Origin of the sequence: Rhodococcus sp. WB1, assembly GCF_001700945.1 — a bacterium.
Taxonomy (GTDB): Bacteria; Actinomycetota; Actinomycetes; order Mycobacteriales; family Mycobacteriaceae; genus Rhodococcus; species Rhodococcus aetherivorans.
Genome location: NZ_CP015529.1, coordinates 3,890,183 through 3,914,352, shown reverse-complemented (window position 1 = coordinate 3,914,352; position 24,170 = coordinate 3,890,183). Strand labels below are relative to the sequence as shown.

20 protein-coding genes and 1 tRNA gene are annotated in these 24,170 nt (G+C 71.6%); 12 read left to right on the top strand and 9 right to left on the bottom strand.

The window, feature by feature from the left end:
• Positions 1 to 38: 38 nt before the first annotated feature.
• From egtA to A4U64_RS17260, 5 genes are all read left to right on the top strand, one after another.
• Positions 39 to 1,271 (top strand): ergothioneine biosynthesis glutamate--cysteine ligase EgtA, encoded by a 1,233-nt coding sequence (egtA, locus tag A4U64_RS17280; RefSeq protein ID WP_029542112.1) that lies wholly within the window; start codon positions 39 to 41, stop codon positions 1,269 to 1,271.
• A complete protein-coding gene (egtB, locus tag A4U64_RS17275; RefSeq protein WP_065922876.1) occupies positions 1,268 to 2,563 on the top strand; it encodes an ergothioneine biosynthesis protein EgtB in 1,296 nt (431 codons plus the stop codon). The genes egtA and egtB overlap by 4 nt, the downstream gene beginning before the upstream one ends.
• Positions 2,556 to 3,302, top strand: a complete 747-nt coding sequence (egtC, locus tag A4U64_RS17270) for an ergothioneine biosynthesis protein EgtC (RefSeq protein WP_006938912.1) — start codon at positions 2,556 to 2,558, stop codon at positions 3,300 to 3,302. Before egtB ends, egtC begins: the two co-directional genes overlap by 8 nt.
• Complete coding sequence (gene egtD / locus A4U64_RS17265; RefSeq protein WP_006938910.1) at positions 3,299 to 4,255, top strand: L-histidine N(alpha)-methyltransferase; 957 nt, start codon at positions 3,299 to 3,301, stop codon at positions 4,253 to 4,255. Before egtC ends, egtD begins: the two co-directional genes overlap by 4 nt.
• Positions 4,256 to 4,336: 81 nt before the next feature.
• Complete coding sequence (locus tag A4U64_RS17260; RefSeq protein ID WP_029542117.1) at positions 4,337 to 5,533, top strand: MFS transporter; 1,197 nt, start codon at positions 4,337 to 4,339, stop codon at positions 5,531 to 5,533.
• 4 nt (positions 5,534 to 5,537) lie between these two features.
• On the opposite strand, the gene A4U64_RS17255 is transcribed toward A4U64_RS17260, so the two are convergent.
• Entirely contained in the window at positions 5,538 to 6,797 is a 1,260-nt protein-coding gene (locus A4U64_RS17255) for an MFS transporter (RefSeq protein ID WP_006938907.1), read from the bottom strand.
• A 54-nt stretch (positions 6,798 to 6,851) separates the two neighbouring features.
• On the opposite strand from A4U64_RS17255, the gene A4U64_RS17250 reads away from it, so the two are divergent.
• Positions 6,852 to 7,493: a class I SAM-dependent methyltransferase gene (locus A4U64_RS17250; RefSeq protein ID WP_029542122.1), complete on the top strand. Its 642-nt coding sequence runs from the start codon at positions 6,852 to 6,854 to the stop codon at positions 7,491 to 7,493.
• Positions 7,494 to 7,604: 111 nt separating this feature from the next.
• On the opposite strand, the gene A4U64_RS17245 is transcribed toward A4U64_RS17250, so the two are convergent.
• The 6 genes from A4U64_RS17245 to A4U64_RS17220 form a co-directional block, all read right to left on the bottom strand.
• The gene (locus tag A4U64_RS17245) at positions 7,605 to 10,163 is read right to left on the bottom strand and encodes a helix-turn-helix transcriptional regulator (RefSeq protein WP_065922875.1); all 2,559 of its coding nucleotides are present in this window, start codon (positions 10,161 to 10,163) and stop codon (positions 7,605 to 7,607) included.
• Positions 10,164 to 10,399: 236 nt separating this feature from the next.
• Positions 10,400 to 11,068: a hypothetical protein gene (locus tag A4U64_RS17240; protein WP_006938898.1), complete on the bottom strand. Its 669-nt coding sequence runs from the start codon at positions 11,066 to 11,068 to the stop codon at positions 10,400 to 10,402.
• Between the two features lie 192 nt (positions 11,069 to 11,260).
• Positions 11,261 to 11,890 carry a DUF2461 domain-containing protein gene (locus tag A4U64_RS17235; protein ID WP_006938897.1) on the bottom strand — a complete coding sequence of 210 codons (630 nt, stop codon included), beginning with the start codon at positions 11,888 to 11,890 and terminating at the stop codon, positions 11,261 to 11,263.
• A gap of 53 nt (positions 11,891 to 11,943) precedes the next feature.
• Positions 11,944 to 12,888, bottom strand: coding sequence for a ribose-phosphate diphosphokinase (locus A4U64_RS17230; protein WP_202916535.1), 945 nt, complete (start codon positions 12,886 to 12,888; stop codon positions 11,944 to 11,946).
• Positions 12,889 to 12,920: 32 nt separating this feature from the next.
• On the bottom strand, positions 12,921 to 14,399 hold the full coding sequence (gene glmU, locus A4U64_RS17225) for a bifunctional UDP-N-acetylglucosamine diphosphorylase/glucosamine-1-phosphate N-acetyltransferase GlmU (protein WP_065922874.1): 1,479 nt from the start codon (positions 14,397 to 14,399) through the stop codon (positions 12,921 to 12,923).
• A gap of 71 nt (positions 14,400 to 14,470) precedes the next feature.
• Positions 14,471 to 14,542: transfer RNA gene (locus A4U64_RS17220), tRNA-Gln, on the bottom strand.
• Positions 14,543 to 14,776: 234 nt separating this feature from the next.
• Between A4U64_RS17220 and A4U64_RS17215 the strand changes: the two genes are divergently transcribed.
• The 6 genes from A4U64_RS17215 (at position 14,777) to A4U64_RS17190 (ending at position 21,842) form a co-directional block, all read left to right on the top strand.
• On the top strand, positions 14,777 to 15,370 hold the full coding sequence (locus tag A4U64_RS17215) for a TetR/AcrR family transcriptional regulator (RefSeq protein WP_037201479.1): 594 nt from the start codon (positions 14,777 to 14,779) through the stop codon (positions 15,368 to 15,370).
• Positions 15,371 to 15,530: 160 nt separating this feature from the next.
• On the top strand, positions 15,531 to 16,166 hold the full coding sequence (locus A4U64_RS17210) for a ScbR family autoregulator-binding transcription factor (protein WP_029542131.1): 636 nt from the start codon (positions 15,531 to 15,533) through the stop codon (positions 16,164 to 16,166).
• A gap of 44 nt (positions 16,167 to 16,210) precedes the next feature.
• Positions 16,211 to 16,543, top strand: coding sequence for a helix-turn-helix domain-containing protein (locus A4U64_RS17205; RefSeq protein ID WP_006938886.1), 333 nt, complete (start codon positions 16,211 to 16,213; stop codon positions 16,541 to 16,543).
• Positions 16,544 to 16,554: 11 nt separating this feature from the next.
• Entirely contained in the window at positions 16,555 to 17,130 is a 576-nt protein-coding gene (locus tag A4U64_RS17200) for a PIN domain-containing protein (protein WP_006938885.1), read from the top strand.
• 88 nt (positions 17,131 to 17,218) lie between these two features.
• Positions 17,219 to 20,851, top strand: coding sequence for a transcription-repair coupling factor (gene mfd / locus A4U64_RS17195; RefSeq protein ID WP_065922873.1), 3,633 nt, complete (start codon positions 17,219 to 17,221; stop codon positions 20,849 to 20,851).
• Positions 20,852 to 20,951: 100 nt separating this feature from the next.
• Positions 20,952 to 21,842 carry a MazG family protein gene (locus A4U64_RS17190; protein ID WP_050034786.1) on the top strand — a complete coding sequence of 297 codons (891 nt, stop codon included), beginning with the start codon at positions 20,952 to 20,954 and terminating at the stop codon, positions 21,840 to 21,842.
• 60 nt (positions 21,843 to 21,902) lie between these two features.
• On the opposite strand, the gene A4U64_RS17185 is transcribed toward A4U64_RS17190, so the two are convergent.
• Positions 21,903 to 22,802: a glycosyltransferase family 2 protein gene (locus A4U64_RS17185; RefSeq protein WP_065922872.1), complete on the bottom strand. Its 900-nt coding sequence runs from the start codon at positions 22,800 to 22,802 to the stop codon at positions 21,903 to 21,905.
• A 141-nt stretch (positions 22,803 to 22,943) separates the two neighbouring features.
• Entirely contained in the window at positions 22,944 to 23,921 is a 978-nt protein-coding gene (locus tag A4U64_RS17180) for a hypothetical protein (protein ID WP_050034788.1), read from the bottom strand.
• Between the last annotated feature and the right edge of the window lie 249 nt (positions 23,922 to 24,170).

The window sequence follows — 24,170 nt, the reverse complement described above, 5'->3', positions numbered from 1 at the left end:
CCGTGAGCTGGCCCACAGGCGAGGGAGGGGCGGACCGAGTGGTGATCACAGTCGACACGGCGGTGCCGCGCGCGGACGCCGGCATCGCCTCGCGAACCGCCGCCGAACTGCACGTGCGAAGGGTGAGCTTCCGCTTCGGGCCGCCCCGGCTGATCGGGGTGGAACTGGAATGGCTCACGGCCCGGGCCGACGGCACGAGCGCCCGGCCGGAGCTGCAGGCGATCCTCGAGGCCCTCGGCCCGCACGCCCCGCGGCAGCTGGCTCCCGGCTCCTCGGCGCGGCCGTTGCCGTCGGGCAGCGCCGTGACCCTCGAGCCCGGCGGGCAGGTCGAACTGTCGAGCGTGCCGTGTGGCTCGGCGCGGCAGGTCTGCGACCGTCTCACCGCCGATGCCCGCATGCTCCGTGCGTTGCTGGCGCGCCGGTCGGTGGACATGATCGACGCGGCGGCCGACGAACTGCGCCCCCCGCAGCGGCTGCTGCGCACCCCCCGGTACAGCGCGATGGAGCTCCGGTTCGATCGGATCGGGCCGCTGGGCCGGTTGATGATGAACAGCACCGCCGCCACTCAGGTGAGCGTCGACGCCGGCGCCGACGACGACGAGCTGGCCCGCCGGTGGCGGGTGCTGCACGCCGTCGGACCGGCGCTCGTGGCCGCGTTCGCGTGTTCCCCCTCGCTGCGCGGCGCCCCGGACGGAACCTGGGCGTCGCAGCGGATGCGGACCTGGCTGGCGCTGGACGCCGACCGCACCACGCCCGTCCCCGATCCGGCGCACTACCCGGCCTGGGCGCTCGACGCGCCGCTGCTGTGCGTGCGCGCGTCCGACGGGGACTGGCACGCGCCGCCGGGTGCGTCGTTCGCGGACTGGCTCGGCGGCGGTCTCGACGACGAGATCGGGCGCCGGCCCACCGTCGCCGACCTGGACTACCACCTGACCACCCTGTTTCCGCCGGTGCGTCCCGCCGGGCATCTCGAGGTCCGGTACATCGACGCCCAGCCGGGTGCCCTCTGGCAGGTCCCGGTCGCCGCGGTCGAGGCGCTGCTCACCTCGCCGGCCGTGATGGACGAGGCCCTGGCCGTCGCCGCACCCGTCGTGGACCGCTGGCAGGAGGCTGCCGAGTTCGGTCTCGCGGACCTCGAGCTCCGGGCCGCGGCGGTCGGACTGCTCGCCCTCGCCGCGGAGGCGTCGCCGGACATGCGGTTCACCACGGCCCTGGACTCGGCGGCGGCGCGGTGCTGCCGCGGTCGCACCCCGGAGGTCCAGGACCGGTGAGCGGTCTGCGCACCCGGCTCGGCCGGGACCTCGCCCGCGCGCGGGCGCGGGTCCTCGCGCTGACCGACATCGACGACGCGGAGCTCACGGCTCAGCATTCGCCGCTGATGAGCCCCCTCGTGTGGGATCTCGCGCATATCGCCAACCAGGAGGAACGCTGGCTGCTCCGGGCGGCCGGCGGTCAGGGCGGTGTGCGCCCGGACGTCGACGACCTCTACGACGCCTTCCGGCATCCCCGCGCGGACCGTCCGGCGCTGCCGTTGCTCGGGCCGGCGGAGGCCCGCGGCTACGCGGCGGAGGTCCGCGCGCGGGCGGCGGACGTGCTGGCGCAGTGTGCATTCGACACCGACCTCACCCGTGACGGATTCGTCTTCGCGATGAGTGTCCAGCACGAGGTGCAGCATGCGGAGACGATGCTGGCCACGCACCAGTTGCGGGCGGGATCGCCCGTGCTCGACGCCCCACCGCCGCCGCGGCGCGCCGAGCCGCCGGCCGCGGAGGAGGTGCTGATCCCGGGCGGCGAGTTCGAGATGGGGACCTCGACCGATCCGTGGGCGCTGGACAACGAGCGGGCCGCGCACCGGGTGTACGTACCGGCGTTCGCGATCGACACGGTGCCGGTCACCAACGGGCGCTACCTCGAGTTCCTGGCCGACGGCGGCTACGCCCGCCGGGAGCTGTGGAGCCCGGAGGGATGGGTGCACCGCGAGCAGGCGGGTCTCGAGGCCCCCCAGTTCTGGACCCGCGACGACTCGGGCACGTGGTGGCGCCGCCGGTTCGGGGCGGTGGTGCCGCTCGATCCCGACGAGCCCGTGGTGCACGTGTGCTTCCACGAGGCCGAGGCGTTCGCGCGCTGGGCCGGGCGCCGGCTGCCCAGCGAGGCCGAATGGGAGAAGGCTGCCCGCTGGGACCCGCTGACCGGGGCGAGCCGGCGCTACCCGTGGGGCGACGAGGAACCGACCGAGGCCCACGCCAACCTCGGCCAGCGGCACCTCGAGCCGGCCGTCGTCGGTGCCTATCCGGCGGGTGCGTCGCGCCTCGGCGTGCACCAGCTGATCGGCGACGTGTGGGAATGGACGGCCTCGGGGTTCGAGCCGTATCCCGGGTTCACCGCCTTCCCGTACCGGGAGTACTCGGAGGTGTTCTTCGGCGGCGACTTCCGGGTGCTGCGCGGCGGCTCGTTCGGCACCGACCCCGCGGCCTGCCGCGGCACCTTCCGCAACTGGGACCTGCCGATCCGGCGGCAGATCTTCGCCGGCTTCCGCTGCGCGCGGGACGTGCCGGATGTGTAGACACCTGGGATATCTCGGGCCGGTCCGCTCGGTGAGCTCCCTGGTGACCGAGGGACCCCGGTCGCTGTTGCGCCAATCGTGGGCGCCGAAGGACATGCGCGGCGGCGGCACCATCAACGCCGACGGGTTCGGGGTGGCATGGTGGGGTGCCGACGGCTTCGGCCGCTACCGGAACCCCGCTCCGATCTGGTCCGACCCCTTTGTCGCCGAAGGCCTTTCGCACATCAGCGCCGGAGCCGTCATGGCGTCGCTGCGCTCGGCGACGGAGGGCATGCCCGTCGAGCGCTCGGCCTGCGCCCCGTTCACCCGCGACGGCTGGGCGTTCAGCCTCAACGGGCTGGTCCGCGGGTGGCCCGGTTCGCTCGTCTCGCTGGCCCAGCGCCTGCCGGTGGCCGAACTGCTGCAGCTCGAGTCGCCCACCGACGCGGCCGCGCTGTGGCTGCTGCTGTACTCGCGGCTGCGTTCCTCGCGGCCCGAGCAGGCGCTGATGCGGCTCGTCCACGACGTGCTCGCGGTCGCGCCGGGTTCGCGGCTGAACCTGTTGCTGGGCAACGGTTCCGGGTTGTGGGCGACGGCCTGGTACCACTCGCTGTGGACCCTCGTCGACGAGGACGTCGCCGTGGTGTCCTCGGAACCGTACGACGACGATCCGCGCTGGCGTCAGGTGCCGGACCGGCACCTGGTCAGCGCCCGACCGGGACACCTCATCGTGTCCCCCATGGAGGTGGCCGTTTCATGACGGTGGACGTGTACCTGACCCCGGAGCAGCTCGACGAGTCGCTGCGGGCCGACGCGCGCCGCGGGCTGACGTCGTCGCCGAAGTGGCTCTCGCCGACCTGGCTCTACGATGCGCGCGGCGGCGAGCTCTTCGACCGGATCACCCGCCTGCCGGAGTACTACCCCACCCGCACCGAACGGGCTCTGCTGCAAAAGCATTCACCGGAACTGGCCGACGAGGCCCGCCCCGAGATGCTCGTCGAACTCGGGTCGGGCTCCTCCGAGAAGACGGAGATCCTGCTCGACGCGCTGCAACCGTACATCCATACGTACGTACCGCAGGACGTGTCGGAGGCCGCCCTGCAGCCCGCGGTGACCCGGCTCTCGGCCGAGTACCCGGACCTGACGGTGCGGGGCGTCGTCGGAGACTTCACCGGCTCGCTCGCGCACCTGCCCGGCGGCGGACGCCGCATGATCGCGTTCCTCGGCGGCACCATCGGCAACCTGGCGCCCGCCGAGCGCGCCGCGTTCCTCACCGATCTCGCCGCCGTGCTCGAGCCGGGGGAGTGGCTGCTTCTCGGCATCGGCCTCGTCACCGACCCGGACGTGCTCGTGCCGGCCTACGACGACGCGGCCGGGATCACCGCGGAATTCGACCGCAACGTGCTGAACGTGCTCAACAACCGGCTCGGTGCGGACTTCGAACCCGGGAAGTTCCGGCACGTCGCCGTGTGGGACCCGATCAACGAATGGATCGAGATGCGGCTCGAGGCCACCGAGCCCATGACCGTCCGAATTCCCGGGCTGGATCTCGAGATCTCCTTCGCGGCGGGTGAGCAGCTGCGCACCGAGATCTCCGCCAAGTTCCGTCTCGACGGGATGGGCCGTGAACTGACCGAGGCCGGGTTCGTCGTCCGGCGCGAGTGGATCGATCCCGACGGGAGGTTCGCGCTGATCGGCGCGAGCCGCGCCTGAGCCGCGCGTCGGCGGTCCCGGGCCGCCGACGGCAGGAAGCCGGTTGGACAGCACCGGCCCGGCCGCGCGAGGCTGGCAGACGTGACGTCGACCCGGCCCGTGCTGACCACCCCCGTGCTGCTGCTGATGGCGGCGGCCACCGGTTTGTGCGTGGGCGGCAACTACTTCAACCAGCCCCTGCTCGACTCGATCGCCGCCGCCCTGGGCACCTCCCACTCCGCCGCCGCAGCCACCGTCACCATCGCCCAGGTCTCCTACGGCCTCGGCCTGCTGTTCCTGGTGCCGCTCGGTGACATGTTCGACAAGCGCCGCCTCACGGTGGGGCTCATGCTCGCCGCCGCGGCCGGCCAGGCAATCAGCGGCTTCGCCCCGGACATCGCGGTGCTGGCCGTCGGCACGGCGATCGCAGGGCTGTTCTCGGTGGCCGCGCAGGTGCTGGTGCCGTTCGCCGCGACCCTGGCCACACCGGAGCGCAGCGGCCAGGCCGTCGGGACGGTGATGAGCGGGTTGGTGCTCGGCATCCTGCTCGCCCGAAGCGTCGCCGGGCTCCTCGCCGGCGTCGGCGGGTGGGCCACCGTCTACCGGGTGAGCGCCGCCGTGATGGTCGTGGTCGCGCTGGCCCTGTGGCGGGTGCTGCCGACGTCGCGACCCGCCGAGCGCATCGGTTACGGGACCACGCTGCGTTCGCTCGGGACCCTCGTGCGCACCCAGCCGAGGCTGCGCACCCGGTCGCTGCTCGGCGCCCTGTCGTTCGCGTCCGTGAGCGCCCTGTTCTCGACGATGGCGTTCCTGCTGGCCGGCGAACCCTACGGTTTCGACGAGGTGCAGATCGGACTGGTGGGCCTGGCCGGGGTCGCCGGCGCGGTGATGGCCAACCTCACCGGCCGCCTCGCCGATCGCGGGCTCGCGCAGCTCACCTCGGGCGCCGGCGCGGCGGTGCTCGTCGCGTCCTGGGCCGCGCTGGGCGCCGGCGCGTACTCGCTGGCGTGGTTCCTGATCGGGATGGTCGCGATCGACCTGGCGCTGCAGGCCATCCACATCAGCAACCAGAACATCGTCTACGCGCTGGCGCCCGCGGCGCGTTCCCGCATCAACGCGGTGTACATGACGACGTACTTCATCGGCGCCGCTGCCGGTTCGGCGCTCGGCGCGGTCGCGTGGACGAGCGCCGGCTGGACCGGGGTGTGCGTGTTCGGGGTGGCGGCGGCCGTCGTGACCGCCCTGGTGTGGGTCGCGGACCTGCGGGTGGCGCGACGAGCCGTCGCCGTGCCGGCCTGAGATGCTAGTGGACGGCGGACTGCGCGACGTGTGCGGACCGTCGCGCCAGGACCGGAAGGATCACCAGCGACACCGCCGCACCGGTCAGCGCCAGGGCGGGGAACCCGGCCGCCGCGACGACGAGCCCGGAACCCAGGCCGCCGCCCGCCCCGGCGAGTGCGACGAACAGGTCCGCGGTGCCCTGCGTGGCCGCGCGGGACTCGAGCGGCACCGCATCGGTGACGAGCGCGGTGCCGCTCACCAGGCCCAGGCTCCACCCGAAGCCGAGCAGGCCCAGCGCGAACGCGAGCGCCGCCACCGAGTGCGGCGGGGCCAGCGCCGCGGACACCCCGGAGGCCAGCAGGACGAGTCCCGCGGCGGCCGCGACCCGGTAGGGCCCGACCCGGTCCACGAGCATCCCCGCGATCGGTGAGGGCAGGAACATCGCCGCAACGTGGATCGCGATGACCACGCCCGTCGCGCCGACGTCGTGCCCGTGGTCGCGCATGTGGATCGGCGTCATCGTCATCACCGCAACCATCACGAGCTGCGTCACGATCATGACCACGACCCCGGCGGTCACCGCGGGCGTCCACGGCCGGCCCGGCGCCGGCGGGTCGCCGGCCGGCGCCGGATCCTCGCCGACGGTGCCGCTCAGGGTTTCCGCGGCGGCGCGGCTGCGGGCGAGCAGGAGCGGGTCCGGGCGCAGCAGCACCCACAGGACGACGGCGGCGAGACCGTAGGCGACGCCGGAGAGCACGAACGGCCCGGACAGCCGGGGAATGCCCCACGATTCGGCGGCGTCGCCCATCACGGTGGTCAGGTTCGGGCCCACCACCGCCCCGAGGGTCGTCGCCACCAGCACCGTGCTCACGGCGCGGCCGCGCCGCGCCGGGGCGGCCAGGTCGGCGCCCGCGTAGCGCGCCTGCAGGCTCGTCGCCGTGCCCGCGCCGTAGACGAACAGGGCCGCGAACAGCAGCACCGCGGTGTCGAGCGCCGCCGCGGCCACCACCCCCGCGCTGCCGATCGCGCCCGTGGTGTAGCCGAACGTCAGGCCCCCACGGCGCCCGGCGCGCTGCGAGATCCGCCCCACGGCGACGGCCGCGGCCGCCGACCCGATCGTGAACAGGGCGCTCGGCACCCCGGCGAGACTCGTGCTGCCCAGCATGTCCTGCGCGAGGAGCGCGCCGACGGTCACGCCGGCGGCCAGGCCCGCACCGCTGAGGATCTGCGCGGCCACCAGCACGGTCAGGACGCGGCGCTGTTCCGGGATCGGTTCGGTCACAGCCGGGAGGGTACGCCGGTAACGTCGGCGGTGACCCGGCGGTAAGGAGACACGGTGACCGATTCGGAGAAGGTCGAGAACGAGAACGCCCGCGTATCGCGGATCTTCGACGAGATGTCGAAGAACTACGACCGCGGCATGGGCCTGGTCGAGCGGCTGATCCTCGGGCCGGCCCGGCACTGGGCGGCCGCGCAGGCCCGCGGCCGCGTCGTCGAACTCGCCGTCGGCACCGGGCTCAACCTTCCCCTCTACGGGCCGGAGGTCGAGCACGTCGTCGGCATCGACATCTCACCGAGGATGCTCGAACTCGCCCGGGCGAAGGCCGCCGCCGATCCGCGCGTCGAACTGCGGGAGGGCGACGTCCAGGCCCTCGATCTGCCCGACGCGAGCGCCGACACCGTGCTCTCGACCTTCACGTTCTGCACCGTGCCCGACCCGGCCCGCGCCGCCGCCGAGGCGCACCGCGTGCTCGTCCCCGGCGGCCGCGTCGTCCTCGCCGAGCACGGGCCGTCGACGAACCGGGCGCTGCGCGCCCTGCAACGGGGCATCGAGCCGCTCAGCATCCGCTTCGGCGCCGACCACCTGCTCCGCGACCCCGTCCCCTATCTCACCGAGGCCGGCCTCGTGGTCGACGACGTGCACCGCACCGGGCGGATGGGCATCGTGTTCCGGGTGCTCGCCCACAAACCGGCGTGACCTCCTCCCGAGCCGAGCGAACGTGCCATCGCGTCGATCTGCGGAGATGAGCGATACATTCGCTCGGTTCGGGAGGGGACGTCGGCGCCGGAAAGGGCCGCGGAAGCGCGCCTAGAGCTCACCGGTCACCGGCAGCAGCCGCAGCTCCCGCGCCCGGGTGATGGCCTCGACCCGGGTGTGGACCTCGAGCTTGCGGTAGATGCTGCGCAGCTGCGTCTTGACCGTGTTCGGGGAGACGAACAGGAGCCGGGCGATCTCGCTCTGCGGTGATCCGTCGGCCAGCAACGCGAGCACCCGCCTCTCCCGCGGGGACAGCTCGACCCGCACGACCTCGTCCGGGAACACCGCCTCGACGGAACCGCCCGGCACCGCAATACCGCTGCGCTCGACGAGCTCTCGCCGATGCCGGTCCGGCACGGTCGTGAAGGCGCGCCGATTGCCGAGCGTCCGGGCGAGCGTGCAGGCGCGCTCCCAGCACACGATCGCGGACCGGGGATTGCCGAGATCGAGCTGCGCGGCGGCGTCCAGCAGCAACGCCTCGAGATGGGCCCGCGGGAATCCGCAGTCCGGCCACGACACCCGCGCGAGCTTCTTGGCGGCCCGGTCGGGACTCCCACCGAGCAGGTCCACCCGCGCGTCGGAGACGACGAGTATCGGATGGTGCCGGGGCTCCTGGTCCGCCACGGCGCGGGCCAGGTTGCCGTTGCCGAGAGCCAGGTGCAGGTCGATCTCCGTCGCGGTGAGCAGCGTCCGGGAGAATGCGCCGTCGCCGTGCCGGTGGGCGTGGCCGGCGACGGTGTGGTGCAACCACGTCAGACCCGCGTACGCCTCGAGGGTGAGCAGGGCGTGCTGGGCGTGGGCGTAGGCGACGAACCCCCACAGCTCCTCCCGATCGCTGGGCGCGCCGAGCAGCTCGATCATCGACTCGGCCGCGCCCACGTCGAGCGCGTCGAGATGGGTCAGGGCCGCGGCGACCCGGCCGCCGACCTTGACGAGTTCGCCGAAGAGCCCGTCGGACGGTTCCGTCGTCGCCTCCCGGTCGAGCCACCGGCGGGCGCGCGGGACGTCGCCGACCAGAGCCCAGTTGAGCGCCGAGCTGCCCGCGGCGTTCTGGACGATGTAGGGGGTGTCCGCGGCGACACCGCCGCGGTAGGCCAGTTCGAACTGCCGGTTGGATTCGGCCAGCTCCGCGACGAGCTGGAAGGTGATCGCCCACTGGACCCGCAGCAGCGGCAGCTGCGGGGTGATGTTGTCCGGCTGGTGCAGGAGCATGCTCTGTACCAGCGGCTCGAGCCGTCGCGTGCAGTCGGCGCCCTGGACGAAGTCCCCGGCGACACGCAGCGCGAGCGACTGCACCGTCGCCAGGTGCAGGACGTTCGCGGCGTCCGGCCCGGCGCCGAGCGTGTGCAGCTCGTCGGGTTCGCTCGGAAGCGACGCCCGCAGGATGGGGTGATCGGCGAGCATCTGCACGAACAGCGCCCGTCCGGCGAGCACCGCCGGGTAGTCCTCCAGGAAGTCCTCCGGGATCGTCCGCAACACGAGGATGAGCACCTCCAGGTGCTCGGAGACCATCTCGCCCCAGCTGCGCTCCACGATGCCCGCGGCCATCGTCCAGTTGCGAGCCTCGGCCGCGTACACCGCGGCCTGCGCCGGCCGGCCCGCATCCCGGTGCAGGCGCGCGAGAAAGGTCATCAGCTCGTCGACCCGTGCGGGCTCCTCCTGCCGGGCCTGTTCCAGTACCGCCGACCGCAGGGCCGACGGCCACGACCACGTCCGTGTCTCGTCCGCCTCGTCGACGACGAGCAGGCCTCGCGCCTCGAGACGGTCGAGCAGCGCGGCCGGCTCGGGCCGGCCGGTGAGCTCGGCGGCGAGTTCCGCGTCGAGATCGCGGGCGGCGACGACGCACATCGCGAACGCCCGTTCCTCGGCGGTGAGCGTGTCGAGCAGACCGGACGCGAACCCGGCGATGGCGACGGCCAGGTCGGGGGAGGGCCGGCCCTCCTCGTCGACCGGTGCGCCCCGGTGCAGCCGGGCGACGTTCAGGGCGCCCGAGATCAGCTGGGGCAGCCCGCCCAGGGCGCGGCACAGGTCGCCGTACTCGTCGATCCCGAGTTCCACCCCGGCGGCGCGGAAGAGTTCCGCCGTCTCCCGGGGCGTGAACCGGAGGTCGTGGGCGGAGACGAACGTGCAGTCGAGGCCCGCCGCGGCCACGGTGGCGGACGTGGTGCTGCCGCGAAGACAGACGGCGACGTCCACGGACGGGCAGCGATCCAGCAGCTGCCGGATCGCCGGCAGCAGGTCGTCGAGGGCGGTGCCGGGGAGCCCGTCGAGGACGAGCAGGGACGGCGTTCCGCCGAGGGTCGAGGCGAGCCGGTCGACCGGGTCGCCGGCCACGACATGGTCGCCCAGCACCGCGCACGCGTCGGACCAGATGCGGTCCGGTGTCCCGTCGTCCGTCGCCGCCGGCACCCACGCGACGTCGCGCCCGGGTACGCCGCCGCCGTGCAGCCACGTGGCGAGCAGCGTGCTCTTGCCGAACCCGTCCGGTGCGTGGACCACCGTCAGCGCAGACCCGCGGTCGAGCATCTCGAACAGGCGAGGACGGGGCAGCGCGGTGGCCAGCGCCCGCCACGTCGGTACCCCCGTACGGCCGGCGCCGGGGACACTCACGGCAACTCCTCTCGATCGGTCGGTCCACGCAAGCCTGCATGTGCGGTCTCCACCGATACCCCGGTGTCCCCGACAGACCCTTCGGCACGGGCAGACTACCTGGTCTCTTACGGATCGAGGGGAGGGATGTCCGGTATGCGTAGTCCCACCAGGTGATATATGCGACGAGGGGGAGGTTGTCGACTGCGGCACTCGAACGATGCCGCGACAACCTCCCCCTCGGGGCGAGAAGTTCCCTATCGGGTGGCGCTGAGCCGGGCCTTCTCCAGGGCAGCCAGGGTGCGCAGGACGGTGGCCTTCTGCTTCTCGAGGTCACCGCGGCGGGCACGGGCGGCGAGGCCGGACTGCTCGGCGACGAGGGCGAGCTGCGCGTCGATCGCGGAGAGCTGGTCGAGCAGCGCGAGGGCGCGGTTCTGGATCTCGTCGACGTCGACGGCGCCGGTGCGCACCGGCGCGGGGGCCGGCTCGGAGGCGGCGCGCTGCGACGGGCGCGACGAGGACGTGCGCGGCGTGGCGGTCCGGCGCGCCGGGGCGGTCTCGGCGACGACGGCGGCGGCGCGGGGGCGCAGGGCCTTGCGGACGAGGGCGGGGTCGGGCTGTTCGGCGAGCCGGATGTCGTTGAGGACGCGGCGTGAGTCGCGGGCGGCCTTGCGGTGCTCGTACTCCTCCTCGTCGTCCGACTGCAGGGTGCCGCCGATGGGACGCAGGCCGTACATGCCGACGAACTTGCGCGCCTCGTCGATGATCGACTCGTGCGTGCGGCAAGTGGCGCAACGGGGTTCGTTGCGGAACTCCTCGACGGAATCGGTGTCGCCGCACCAGACGCAGGCTCCCGGCCTCCACCGGCGGACGGTCTCGAGTTTCGCGTTTTCGGTGGGGGCCTCGAGGGTTTGAGCGTCGATCACGAGGAGCCACCTTAAGTCAAAGCCGGCCCGGTCGGTCGGGGGGGTCCTGCACGACCTGCGGCTGAGGGATGTCGGAGTGATGAAGATCATGTTAACCGTCGGCGTCCGGGCGGCAAAGCCTTGTGCCACACGACTTTCCATACCGATCGGTTTGCCGAGGGGGCTCGGAATCGACCGCGATGCGAACGCTTTTCAGGCGGCGGTGGCGGCGGTCAGCCACTCCACGAGCGGCCGGACGTCGCGCCAGGTGGTGCGCACCTCGTCGAGGGTGCGCGGCGTGTCGAGCCACTCGGGCGACGGGTGCTCCCGCGCGGCGGTGAGGGACTTGTGCCGCAGCAGGTCGAGACGGGGGTGGTCCTCCGCGACGCCGCGCGGACGGGTCTTCAGCCGTTCGCCACCGATCTCGTACCCGGCCCGGCGCAGCCGCCGCACGAGCGTCTCGAGCCGGGGGCCGTGGCGCGAATCGTCCACGGTGGCACGGTATGCGGAGACCTGTGCGGACGAGCCCGCGTAGAAGCCGCCGGCGATCCGCAGCCCGGCGGCGTCGATCTGCACGTAGAACCCGACGCCGGGCCCGGTTTGCACGAATCCGCCCTGATGAGTCTTGTACGGCGACTTGTCCGCGCTGAAGCGGACGTCGCGATGCGGACGAAACGCCTTGCCCGGGCCGAACTCCGGTTCGAGTTCCGCGAGCAGGGCAAGCATCGGGCCGCGCACGCAGTCGTCGTAGACGGCCTTGTGCGCGGCCCAGAACGGCTTGCTGTTGTCCGCCTCGAGGTCTTCGTAGAAGTCGAGGGCGGCAACGGGGAAGCCGGTGAACATGCCGGGTGTCCTTTCGGTCCGGTGACGGTCCGAAGGTACACCGCCTTCCGCGACTACGCGGAACCGTTGAACAGCGACGTCACCGAGCCGTTCTCGAACACCTCCTGGATGGTGCGCGCGAGCAGCGGCGCGATCGACAGGACGGTGAGCGTCGGGAACCGCTTCTCGTCGTCGATCGGCAGCGTGTTGGTGACGATGACCTCCTCGGCACCGCACGCGGCGAGGCGCTCGGAGGCGGGGTGCGAGAGCACGCCGTGGGTGGCGGCGATGACGACGTCGCCCGCGCCGGCCTCCTTCAGGATCTTCACGGCCCCGGCGATGGTGCCGCCGGTGTCGATCATGTCGTCGATGAGGATGCAGGTGCGGCCCTCGACCTCACCGACCACGCGGTTGGACTTGACCTGGTTCGGGACCAGCGGGTCGCGGGTCTTGTGGATGAACGCCAGCGGGGCGCCCCCGAGGGTGTCGGCCCACTTCTCGGCGACGCGGACGCGGCCGGAGTCGGGGGAGACCACGGCGATGTTCTCGACGCCGTACCTGTCGCGGATGTACTCGGCGAGCTGGCCCTGGGCGTGCATGTGGTCGACCGGTCCGTCGAAGAAGCCCTGGATCTGGTCGGTGTGCAGATCGACGGTGATGATGCGGTCCGCGCCGGCGGTCTTGAGCAGATCGGCGATCAGGCGGGCGGAGATGGGCTCACGGCCGCGGTGCTTCTTGTCCTGGCGGGCGTACGGGTAGAACGGCAGGACGGCGGTGATGCGCTTGGCCGAGCCTCGCTTGAGCGCATCGATCATGATGAGCTGTTCCATCACCCACTGGTTGAGCGGGAACGGGTGGCTCTGCAGCACGAACGCGTCGGAGCCGCGCACGGACTCCTCGAACCGCACGAAGATCTCGCCGTTGGCGAAGTCACGCGCGGTCTGCGGGGTGACCTGGACGTCGAGCTCCTTCGCCACCTGCTCGGCCAGCTCGGGGTGGGCCCGGCCGGAGAAGAGCATCAAGTTCTTCTGGTTGTCGATCCAATTGGAGGTCACTGGTCCTGGCCGTCCTTATGCCGTTCGATCTCTTGCTGCTGCCGTGCTGCAGACGCTGCCTCGGCCGCGGGGGTCCCGGGTCGGTTTCGCTGGACCCAGCCTTCAATATTGCGCTGTGGCGCACCCGACACCGCAAGCGCCCCCGGCGGAACGTTGCGGCGCAGGACCGTGCCGGCGCCGGTGTAAGCTCCGTCGCCGACCGTCACGGGGGCCACGAACATGGTGTCCGACCCGGTCCGGACGTGGGATCCGACGACCGTGCGCGACTTGTGCACGCCGTCGTAGTTGACGAACACGCTCGAGGCCCCGATGTTCGAGTACTCGCCGATGGTGGCGTCGCCGACGTAGGTCAGGTGCGGCACCTTCGAGTGCGCGCCGATCTCGGCGTTCTTGGTCTCCACGAACGTGCCGATCTTGCCGGACTCGCCGAGGTCGGTGCCCGGCCGCAGGTAGGCGAACGGCCCGACGGTCGCGCCCTCGCGGATCACGGAGTCCGACCCGTGGGTGCGCACGACCGACGCCCCGGCGCCGATCCGCACGTTCGTCAGCGTGGTGTCCGGGCCGATCACCGCGTCCTCGTCGATCACAGTCCGGCCGTGCAGCTGCACCCCGGGGTGCAGGGTCACGTCCCGGGCGAGGACGACGTCGACGTCCACCCACGTGCTGGACGGGTCGATCACGGTCACACCCGCCCGCATCCAGTGCTCGAGGGTGCGCCGGTTCAACTGCGCGGCGAGCGCCGCGAGCTGCACCCGGTCGTTCGCGCCCGCGACCTTCATCGGGTCGGCGAGCTGGGCGGCGAACACCGGCAGGCCGTCCTCCCGGGCGATCGTGACGACGTCCGTCAGGTACAGCTCGCCCTGCGCATTGTGGGCCCGCAGCCGGGTCAGCGCGCTGCGGAGGAACTTCGCGTCGAAGGCGTAGATGCCGGCGTTGACCTCGTTGATGGCAGCCTGCTCGGCGTCGGTGTCGGTCTCCTCGACGATCTCGCGGATCTCGCCGTGGCCGTTCCGGACGATGCGGCCGTACCCGGTGGGATCGTCGGCGAGGAACGTCAGGACGGTCACCGCCGACTGCGCCGGTTCGGCGAGGTGCTCGGCTTCGAGAGCCTCGAGGGTGTGGCCGTCGAGCAGCGGGACATCGGCGTTGGTGACGACGACCACGCCGGAGAAGTCGCCGGGCAGCGCGTCGAGCCCGCACTGCACCGCGTGCCCGGTACCGAGCTGCCGGTCCTGGACCGCGATCGACACCTTGCGGTCGAGCGTCTCGGCGATCTCGGCGGTCGCGGCGGAAACCCGCTCGCGCTCGTGCCCGACGACCACCACCAGGTGGCTCGGGTCCAGCTCTGCGGCCGCGTGCAGCGAATGGGCGAGCATCGTGCGACCCCCGAGTGTGTGCAGCACCTTCGGGGTCTTGGATCGCATTCGCGTACCCGCTCCGGCCGCCAGAACGACAACTGCGGTCTGCACTTGCATGAAGCTCCCTCGACGTTCGACATGCGCAGGTTCGGCACCGGCAGGGGAGCTCGCCGGCCCCGACTGCCCCGCTCCGCCGCCAGGACTCGAACCTGAACTATCTGAACCAAAATCAGAGGTGCTGCCGATTACACCACGGCGGACTGCCGCATTCCCGGCGCCGACGCCCCGGTCATGCGTCTGTGATCCTCGCATGCCGCCACACCCGGAGTCGAACGCGGGGCCGGGCGCGTCGCCGCCACGGATAGGCTGATCGCAACCCGCCGCGCGTCGTCCTCGGTGTTTTCCGGTGGCACAGGGTCCGGCCGGGTGCCGGAAAGGATGTACACGTGTCGAAACCGTCGCAGAACCACGCCGACCGCAGCCCCCGGGTCCGGATGACCGGGACCCAGCGCCGGGAACAGCTCATCGAGATCGGGCGGGCGATCTTCGCCGAGCGCGGCTACGAGGCGGCGTCGATCGAGGAGATCGCCCAGCGGGCCCAGGTCTCCAAGCCCGTGGTCTACGAGCACTTCGGCGGCAAGGAAGGCCTGTACGCCGTGGTCGTGGACCGGGAGATGTCGACCCTGATGTCGATGATCAGCGCGAGCCTGACGCAGAACCGCTCGCGCATCCGGGTCGAGCGGGTGGCGCTCGCCCTGCTCACCTACGTCGAGGAACGCACCGACGGCTTCCGCATCCTCGTGCGGGACTCCCCGGTCGCCGCGGAGGAGGGCACGTACTCGTCCCTGCTGAACGAGGCGGTGCGGCAGGTGGCGCACATCCTCGCCGGCGACTTCTCCCGCCGGGGCTTCGACCCGGACCTGGCCCCGCTGTATGCGCAGGCGCTGGTGGGCATGGTCGCGACGGCCGCCACGTGGTGGCTGGACGAGCGCAGCCCGTCGAAGGAGGTCGTGGCCGCCCACCTGGTGAACCTGTGCTGGAACGGCCTCACCCATCTGGAGGCGAATCCGCAGCTCGGGACCGACTGACCGGGCGATGCGAACTCCCGATCGCGCCCCTACCAGGTGGTATCGTTGCCCAGCCGACTCGACGAGCAATTGCGAGGTGATCGTGGTACCCAGCGGAGCGGCGATCGGCGCCGATCGTCCGGGTCGCCGGGTGGCGCCGAGCCCGCATCGAGGGGGATGAATGGCCCGGCAGGTTCGCGCCGAGGTGACGCGCGACTCCGTGTTGCGCGGCGCCGCGGAAGTGTTCATGAATCTCGGCTACGCCAACGCCAGCCTCAACGAGATCATCCAGCAGTCCGGTGTCACCAAGGGCGCGCTGTACTTCCACTTCGCCTCCAAGGAGGAGCTGGCCCGCGCGGTCATCGACGAGGGCTTCGCCCGGCTGGGTTCGGCCGGGCTGAGCGCGATCAGCGACCGGACCCCCGCCCTCGAAACCATGATCGAACTGTCGGTCCTCACGGTCGACGTGTCCCGCGCCGACCCGATCGTGCGCGCCATGTTCCGGCTGGTGATCGAGATCGGCGACTACCGCGGGTCCGGGGAAGGGGTCTTCGCGATCTGGCTCTCGACGGTGCAGGATCTCGCCAAGCGGGCCCTCGCGGAGGGCGACCTGAGCGAGGAGCTCGAACCGGACGCGGTGGGCCTGCTCGTGCTGCAGGCCCTGACCGGGGCTCGCGCGGTCGCGGCGGCACTGAATCGTCGGGACGAGCTCGTCGAGCACCTCGAGAACATGTGGCGCCTGCTGGTGCCCGCCCTCGTGCCCGCCGACAAGGTCGAGTACTTCCGGCAGTTCGTCTCGCGCCGGCTGCGGGTGTAGCCGGGCGATTGCGTTCGGTGCCTCCGCCTGACACGATCGCCGCCGTGACCCTGGGACCGTTCGACGCGGACGCGGCCGGTGCGGCACTCGCCCGCACCCTGGACGAGCTCGGCGCCGCCGCCGCCGTGACCATCACCCCGGTGCCGGCGATGCTCACCACCGCCCAGGCGGCGGACGTGCTCGGCGTCGGTCGCCGGCATGTGGGCCGCCTCGTCGACGACGGCACCCTGCCGTCCCGGTTCCGCGGCCTGCACCGCCGCATCCGCCGCGCCGACGTCCTCGCCTACGCCGAGCGGCGCGCCGAGACCCGGACCCGGGCCCTGGACACCGTCGCCGACTTGAGCCGCCGCGACGGCCTCTACGACGACGACTTCTAGGGGGAACGGTCGTGCCGATCCGAGCGGTACTCGACGCGCCGGCGCTGACGCCGCCACGCGTGCGCGACGTGCTGCTCGCCCTGGCCGAAGACACGCTGTTCCAGCCCTATTGGAGCGACGGCATCGTCGCCGAGGTGGAGCGGCGGCTGCCGTCGCACATGTCGCGCCCGGCGCGGGACTTCCTGTTCGCCGAACTCGAAACCGCCTTCCCCGAGGCCCGGGTGACCTGGCCGGCCACGGTGCTGCGGGAGGTGCCGTACATCAGCGATCCCCGCGACGCGCACCTGACCGCGGTGGCGCTGTTCGCGCAGGCCGACGTCGTCGTCACCACCGACGCCGGTCTCGCTCGCTCGCTCGAGCGGTCCGGGGTCGAGCCGCAGACGCCGGACGCGTTCGTCGCGTACGTGCTCGACGCCGAGCCGCAGCGTTGCCGGCGCGTGCTGCTGCGGATGGCGCGACGGCGGTGGCTCGGGCCCGGCGAGGAGACCCCCGACGCCGCCCTGCAGACCCGGCTGGCCGCGTGGGCCCGTCGCGATCTCGGCGACAACAGCGCCGATCTGCTGGCCGCGGACCCGGTCCGACCGTGACCGGACGCCCCCGGTGGTCCTGGCAGCCCGAACCGGACACCGCATAGACTCGGACGGTCCTCTTCTCGAACCCAGGAGCGCCCTTCCCGTGTCCGACGTGTCCGTCACCCCCCTGTCCGGATTGGCGCGGATCGCGCTGGCCGACGCTCAGCTCGAACGTGTGGCCGCCCTCGCCGGGACCGCCGAACAGGCCCTGGTGGCCCCGCCGTCGGCCCGGCCGTTCGTCGCCGCCGCGCTGGCCGCGAAGACGCCGCTGCTCGTGGTGACCGCGACCGGCCGCGAGGCGGACGACCTGACGGCCGAACTGCACGAGATGCTCGGCGACGTCGTCGCGCAGTTCCCGTCGTGGGAGACGCTGCCGCACGAGCGGCTCTCGCCCAGCGCCGACACCGTCGGCCGCCGGTTGCAGGTGCTGCGCCGGCTCGCCCACCCCGAGGACCGCGACTACGGCCCCGAGCTGCGGGTGATCGTCGCGACCGTGCGGTCGCTGGTGCAGCCGATGGCCCCGCGTCTGGGCGACATCGAGCCCGTCACCCTGCGGGTCGGCGCGGAGCACGACTTCGACGAGCTGATCGAGCGGCTCGTCGAGCTGGCCTACACCCGCGCCGACATGGTCGGCAAGCGCGGCGAGTTCGCGGTGCGCGGCGGCATCCTCGACGTCTTCCCGCCGACCGCGGACCATCCGGTGCGGGTCGAGTTCTGGGGCGACGAGGTCACCGAGCTGCGCCCGTTCTCCGTCGCCGACCAGCGGTCCATCCCCGAACTCGAGGTGGGCACCCTCATCGCCCCGCCCTGCCGGGAGCTGCTGCTCACCGAGCAGGTCAAGGAGCGCGCGGCCCGGCTGGCGCAGGACAACCCGGCCGATGCGGCGCTGGTGGAGATGCTCGACAAGATGGCCTCCGGCATTCCGGTCGAGGGCATGGAGGCGCTGCTGCCGGTGCTGCAGACGGGCGAGCTGCAGCTGTTGACGGACGTCGTGCCGGCCGGCACGCACGTGCTGCTGTGCGATCCGGAGAAGGTGCGCACCCGCGCGGCGGATCTGATGCGCACCGGTCAGGAGTTTCTCGAGGCGTCGTGGACCGCGGCCTCGCTCGGTGGTGCCGCGCCGCTGGACACCGCCAACATGAAGGGCGTGGACCTGGCCGCGTCGGCGTACCGGCCGCTGACCCAGGTGCGGCAGACGGCGGAGGCGGCGGGCCGGCCGTGGTGGACGCTGAGCCCGCTGGCGTCGGGCGCCGACACCGAGGTCGTGCTCGACGTGCAGCCGGCGCCGGAGGTGCGCGGCTCGGACGAGCTGCTGACGATGCTCTTCGCGAACCTGCGCGCGCACGTCACCACCGGCGGGCGGGCCGCGATCGTCGTCGCGGGCGCCGGCACCGGGCAGCGGGTGCTCGAGCGCCTGCAGGAGAACGACGTGCCCGCCGCGCGTCTCGATCCGGGCGCCGAGCCGGTGCGCGGCACGGTCGGGGTGCTGTGCGGCGCGCTGCACGACGGCGTGGTCCTGCCGGGCGACGGCGCGGACGTGCCCGGCCTGGTGCTCGTCACCGAGTCCGACCTCACGGGCAACCGGGTGACCGCCGCCGAGGGGCGCCGCACGCCGGTCAAGCGTCGCAACCAGGTCGACCCGCTGGCGCTCACCGCCGGGGACATGGTGGTCCACGACCAGCACGGCATCGGCCGTTTCGTCGAGATGGTGGAACGGACCGTGGGCGGTGCCCGCCGCGAGTACCTGGTCATCGAGTACGCCCCGAGCAAACGCGGGCAGCCGGGTGACCGGCTGTTCGTGCCGATGGAGTCCCTCGATCAGCTCTCCCGCTACGTCGGCGGCGAGATGCCCGCCCTGAGCAAGCTTGGCGGCTCCGACTGGGCCAACACGAAACGCAAGGCGCGCAAGGCTGTTCGTGAGATCGCCGGGGAGCTGGTGCAGCTGTACGCGGCGCGCCAGGCCGCGCCCGGGCACGCGTTCGCCCCGGACACCCCGTGGCAGAAGGAGATGGAGGACGCGTTCGCGTTCACCGAGACCCAGGATCAGCTCACCGTCATCTCCGAGGTCAAGGCCGACATGGAGAAGGCGGTCCCGATGGACCGCGTCGTCATCGGCGACGTCGGCTACGGCAAGACCGAGATCGCGGTGCGCGCCGCGTTCAAGGCCGTGCAGGACGGCAAGCAGGTCGCGGTGCTGGTGCCCACCACGCTGCTGGCGCAACAGCACCTGCAGACCTTCACGGAGCGGATGGCGTCGTTCCCCGTCACCGTCAAGGGCCTGAGCCGCTTCACCGATCCCGCCGAGTCGAAGGAGACGATCGCTGCCCTCGCCGACGGCGCGGTCGACATCGTCGTCGGCACCCACCGGCTGCTGCAGACCGGCGTGCGCTGGAAGGACCTCGGCCTCGTGATCGTGGACGAGGAGCAGCGATTCGGCGTCGAGCACAAGGAGCACATCAAGGCGCTGCGCACGCACGTCGACGTGCTGACCATGTCCGCGACGCCGATTCCGCGCACCCTGGAGATGAGCATGGCCGGCATCCGCGAGATGTCGACAATCCTCACCCCGCCCGAGGAGCGGCACCCGGTGCTCACCTACGTGGGCGCCTACGCGGACAAGCAGGTCGCCGCCGCCATCCGTCGCGAGCTGCTGCGCGACGGGCAGGTGTTCTACGTGCACAACCGGGTCAGCTCGATCGACAAGGCCGCCAAGCGGATTCGTGACCTCGTCCCCGAGGCGCGGGTGGCGGTCGCGCACGGGCAGATGAACGAGGACACCCTCGAGAAGACCGTGCAGGGCTTCTGGGAACGTCAGTACGACGTCCTGGTGTGCACCACCATCGTCGAAACGGGCCTGGACATCTCCAACGCCAACACCCTCATCGTCGAACGCGCCGATTCGCTCGGCCTGTCGCAGCTGCATCAGCTGCGCGGGCGCGTCGGCCGGTCCCGCGAGCGGGGTTACGCGTACTTCCTGTATCCGCCGGAGAAGCCGCTGACCGAGACGGCGTACGACCGGCTCGCCACGATCTCCCAGAACTCCGACCTCGGTGCGGGCATGGCCGTGGCCATGAAGGACCTCGAGATCCGCGGCGCGGGAAACGTGCTGGGCGCGGAGCAGTCCGGTCACGTCGCCGGCGTCGGGTTCGATCTGTACGTGCGGCTCGTCGGCGAGGCGGTGGAGGCCTTCCGGGCCGCCGCGGACGGCCGGCCCGTCGCCACGGAGGAGGCCGCCAAGGAGGTGCGCGTGGACCTGCCGGTCGACGCCCACATCCCGCCGGACTACGTGACCTCCGACCGGCTGCGGCTCGAGGCCTACCGCAAGCTCGCCGCGGCGCACGACGACGACGCGATCGCCGCGGTGGTCGAGGAACTCGTCGACCGCTACGGCCCGCTGCCCGAGGAGGTCGGCCGGCTGGTGTCGGTGGCCAAGCTGCGCCTGCTGTGCCGCGGGTACGCCCTCGAGGAGGTCGCGGTCTCCGGCACCCAGCTGAAGATCTCGCCGATGCATCTGCCGGATTCGAAGCAGATGCGGCTCAAGCGGCTCTACCCGGCGGCGCAGTACCGGGCCACGAGCGGCCTGGTGCAGCTGCCGTTGCCGCGGACCGGTGGGGTGGGCTCCGATCGGGTGCGCGACGTCGAGTTGCTGCAGTACATCGCGGACTTCCTGCTCGCCCTCGACGGTAAGGCGCAGGGTTCGGTGGACGTGCGCGTGCCGGCCGTCGCGAGCGTGTGACCGGGGCGAGCGCAGCGACGGGGAATGTGACCGGGGCGAGCGCAGCGACGGGGATTGTGACCGGGGCGAGCGCAGCGACGGGGAATGTGAGGCGACGGCCGTGACGGTGATTCTGCTCGACCCGTACCGGCCCGGATCGGTGCCGCTCGAGGCGGTGCCGCTGCTGACCGGGCCGCTCGCCTGCACCGACGACGTGCCCGCGGCGGTTCGGGAAACGCTCGGCGCGACAGCGGGATCCGATGCCGAGACGTTGGTGGCCGTCGACGCCGGACACGAGGCGGTGCGTGAACGCGTGCGGCGGGGTGAGCGGGTGATCGCCGCCCCGCCCGCGCCGGGGGAGCGCCTGCTGCGTGCCGTGGAGGTGATGGACCGGCTGTGGGGATTCGGCGGCTGGGAGGTCACGCAGACGCACGATTCGTTGCGCCGCTACCTGCTCGAGGAGACCTACGAACTGCTCGACGCGATCGAGGAAGGTGACCCGCACGGCCTGCGCGAGGAGCTGGGAGACCTGTTGCTCCAGGTGCTGTTCCACTCGCGGATCGCCCAGGAGTCCGGCACCGACCCGTTCACCGTCGACGATGTCGCCGACACGCTCGTCACCAAGCTCGCGTTGCGCAGCCCGCACCTGACCAACGGTCACACCGGCCCGATCGACGTGGCCGAGCAGGAGGCGGCGTGGGAGGTGGCGAAGGCGGCGGAGAAGGCCCGGCCCTCCTGCCTGGACGGCATCGCGATGGCGCAGCCGGCGCTGGCGCTGACCGAGAAGGTGCTGACCCGCAGCGCCAAGGCGGGATTTCCGTCGGATCTGGTACCGGAATCGCTCGGTTCGGTACGGATCTGCGGTGAGGGCAGCGCCGAGCAGACGCTGCGGACCGCTGTCGTGGCTTTCGCCGGCCGGATCCGCAGAGCCGAAGACGCCGCCGAAGCCGATCGCGGTAAGCGAAGACCATTGTCGAGCGACGACTGGCGCAGGTATTGGCCGCAGACGTGAGCGACGACGCCGGTCGGGGTCGCCCGACGCGGCAGGATGCGGCAGCCCGCCGCCCGCGGCCTAACCTGTCTGGCGACGTCCTGCACGTCGGCGGGTCGTGCGCGTGAGCTTGCGGCCGACTCGAATCAGCAAGTCCTGCTGGCGCCGTGCATACAATTGGGCCACTGCGCGCCGGGCCCTGCGCCGCTGCTCGGCGCTCAGGTCGTACTCGGCCAGCGATCGCACCATTTCCCTGCACTCCAGTGTGGTCGCGATGTACGCCTGCCACGACGGTACGTCGAGCTTGCGTGCCAGCATCGACGGTGTCGCATGCGTCAGGTGCCGTCGCGCCAGCACCTCCGGCACGTGCCCCCATGGCCCGGCAAGCGCCAGCTTGGCGGCGAACACCTCGTCTTCGCGCAGCATGTTCCGACGCTCGATCCGTACCGCGGGTTCGCGTCGGATCAAGCTGTACAGAGGGTCGACCAGTGGGATGGCCTCGTTCAGCATCCCCAGCATCGCGGTGAACCGCGTAACCGGGTCGTCGGAAGCGAGGGCCGTGCCGTGGTGCGGGCTGAGTCGTGTCAGGCCGTCCGGAGCGGTGTACTCGATTCGGTTCGTCACCAGGATCAGCCGGTCGTCGGCTGCGAACGCCTCCAGAGCCCTGGAGATGCAGCGCGGTGCAAGCCAGTCGTCATCGCCTACCCACCGAAAGAAGGTGCCGGTGGCCAGCCGGAGCGCGCTGATGTAGTTGTTGAGCAGGCCCACGTTCACGGGGTGCCGGTGGTAGACGACCCGGCTGTGTTGCTCCGCCAGGCTGCGGCACAGCTCCTCGGTCCCGTCGGTGGAGGCGTTATCGCAGATCACGAGTTCGATGTCGGTGTGGTCCTGGGCGAGCACCGATTGCACCACGACCTCGAGGCGATCCGCCCCGTCGCGAACGGGCAACCCGATGGAGACCAGCGTGTCGGTGTGGCCCATCGGGCACCCCCTCGTCGCTCGACTCGTGCATTACACCGTGCCTCCACGCCTCGGGCGGAATGCTCGGGCCGGGGCGACGACAGGCCTGGCGGCTTCTTCGATCAGGCCGGTACTCGGTGGACCGGACACCGAGTCCGGTTTTCAGATACGTTCGAGCCAGATTTCCCGCCAGAAAGGCACGAATTCGCGGGGGCAGTTGGCGTTGTACGCGCCGCTGCAGACGACGTCCGCCAGCACGATGCAGGGGTTCTTCATGGTCAGCAACTCGCCGGTCTTCTCGTCTATACATTTGGTGACCCGGGCCTGCACTCGTGCCGTGCGGCCGCAGTAGCGGGCCATCTCTTCCTCGAAGCCCATGCCCCGGTTCAACCGATCTTCGTTGAGCGTCAACATGATCTGATCCTTGGGCTTGATGCGTACCATCTCGCCCGGTTGGAGGTTCAGGTGGGCGGTCGGCGTCCTTCCGACCGCCTTGCCCGCGACGAAGCCCCAGGGCAGCCCGTCGCGGAACCACAGCTTGCGCGGTAGCCGCCGCCTGCTGGCGTCCTGCAGGCGATTGAACAGGCTTACGAGAAAGGCCTTGATCGAGTCGATGGGACCGGCGTTTCCGGTCTTCACGTCCGTCACATACTGGCCGAGATCGCGGAACGGCAGGCACGTCGGCGCGGCGCGCATCAGCTCGGTGGCCTGGCACGAATAGCGTGGTCGGCCGTCGGGTCCCGGTTCCTTGCGGGTGTTGACCTCGAGCAATGGAATCTCGATACGGCCGGAGACGGACGAAGTCGGCGTTCCGGGGCCGACGCGTTTGAGCCAGGCTTCCTTCCAGTACAGGGAACACGCTGTCTGGCAGCCCCCGTGCGCGGAGCCGTCACAGCGCGAATCGGTCAGGTGGACCGCATTGTCCATCCTGTGGATGCCGCTGCCCGAAATGGTGTCGCAGAGCTTGTGCGCAACCTTGTGCACGGTCAGCCGACGGCCGCAGAACCCGAGCATCTCCGGCATGAAGGGCAGGTTCTCGAGCTCGCCCCGTTCGTCCAGCGTCGCGAGGATCTCTTCGGCGCTTCGAACCTCGACCAGGTCGCCGACGCGCAGGCCCGGAATGGTCGCGGACTTCGTCATCGTGAGTGTTTCCTTCCCTCCCGGGGGCTGCAGCGCGTCGGATGTCCGGGTGTACGCGGTGGACCACGATTGCAGCGATCCGGGACGTCCTCCGCGCTGCGCTACCGGGCGAACGGGCGATTCGTGTTCGGGATCGCCATCGGGGCCTGTTCCATTTCGATGCTACCTCCGGCCTTGCCGTCGAATCTTCGACTCGGACGGAGCGCTCTGTCGGAAAGCACCCCAGGATTTCGGGTCGAATCGGGTGTC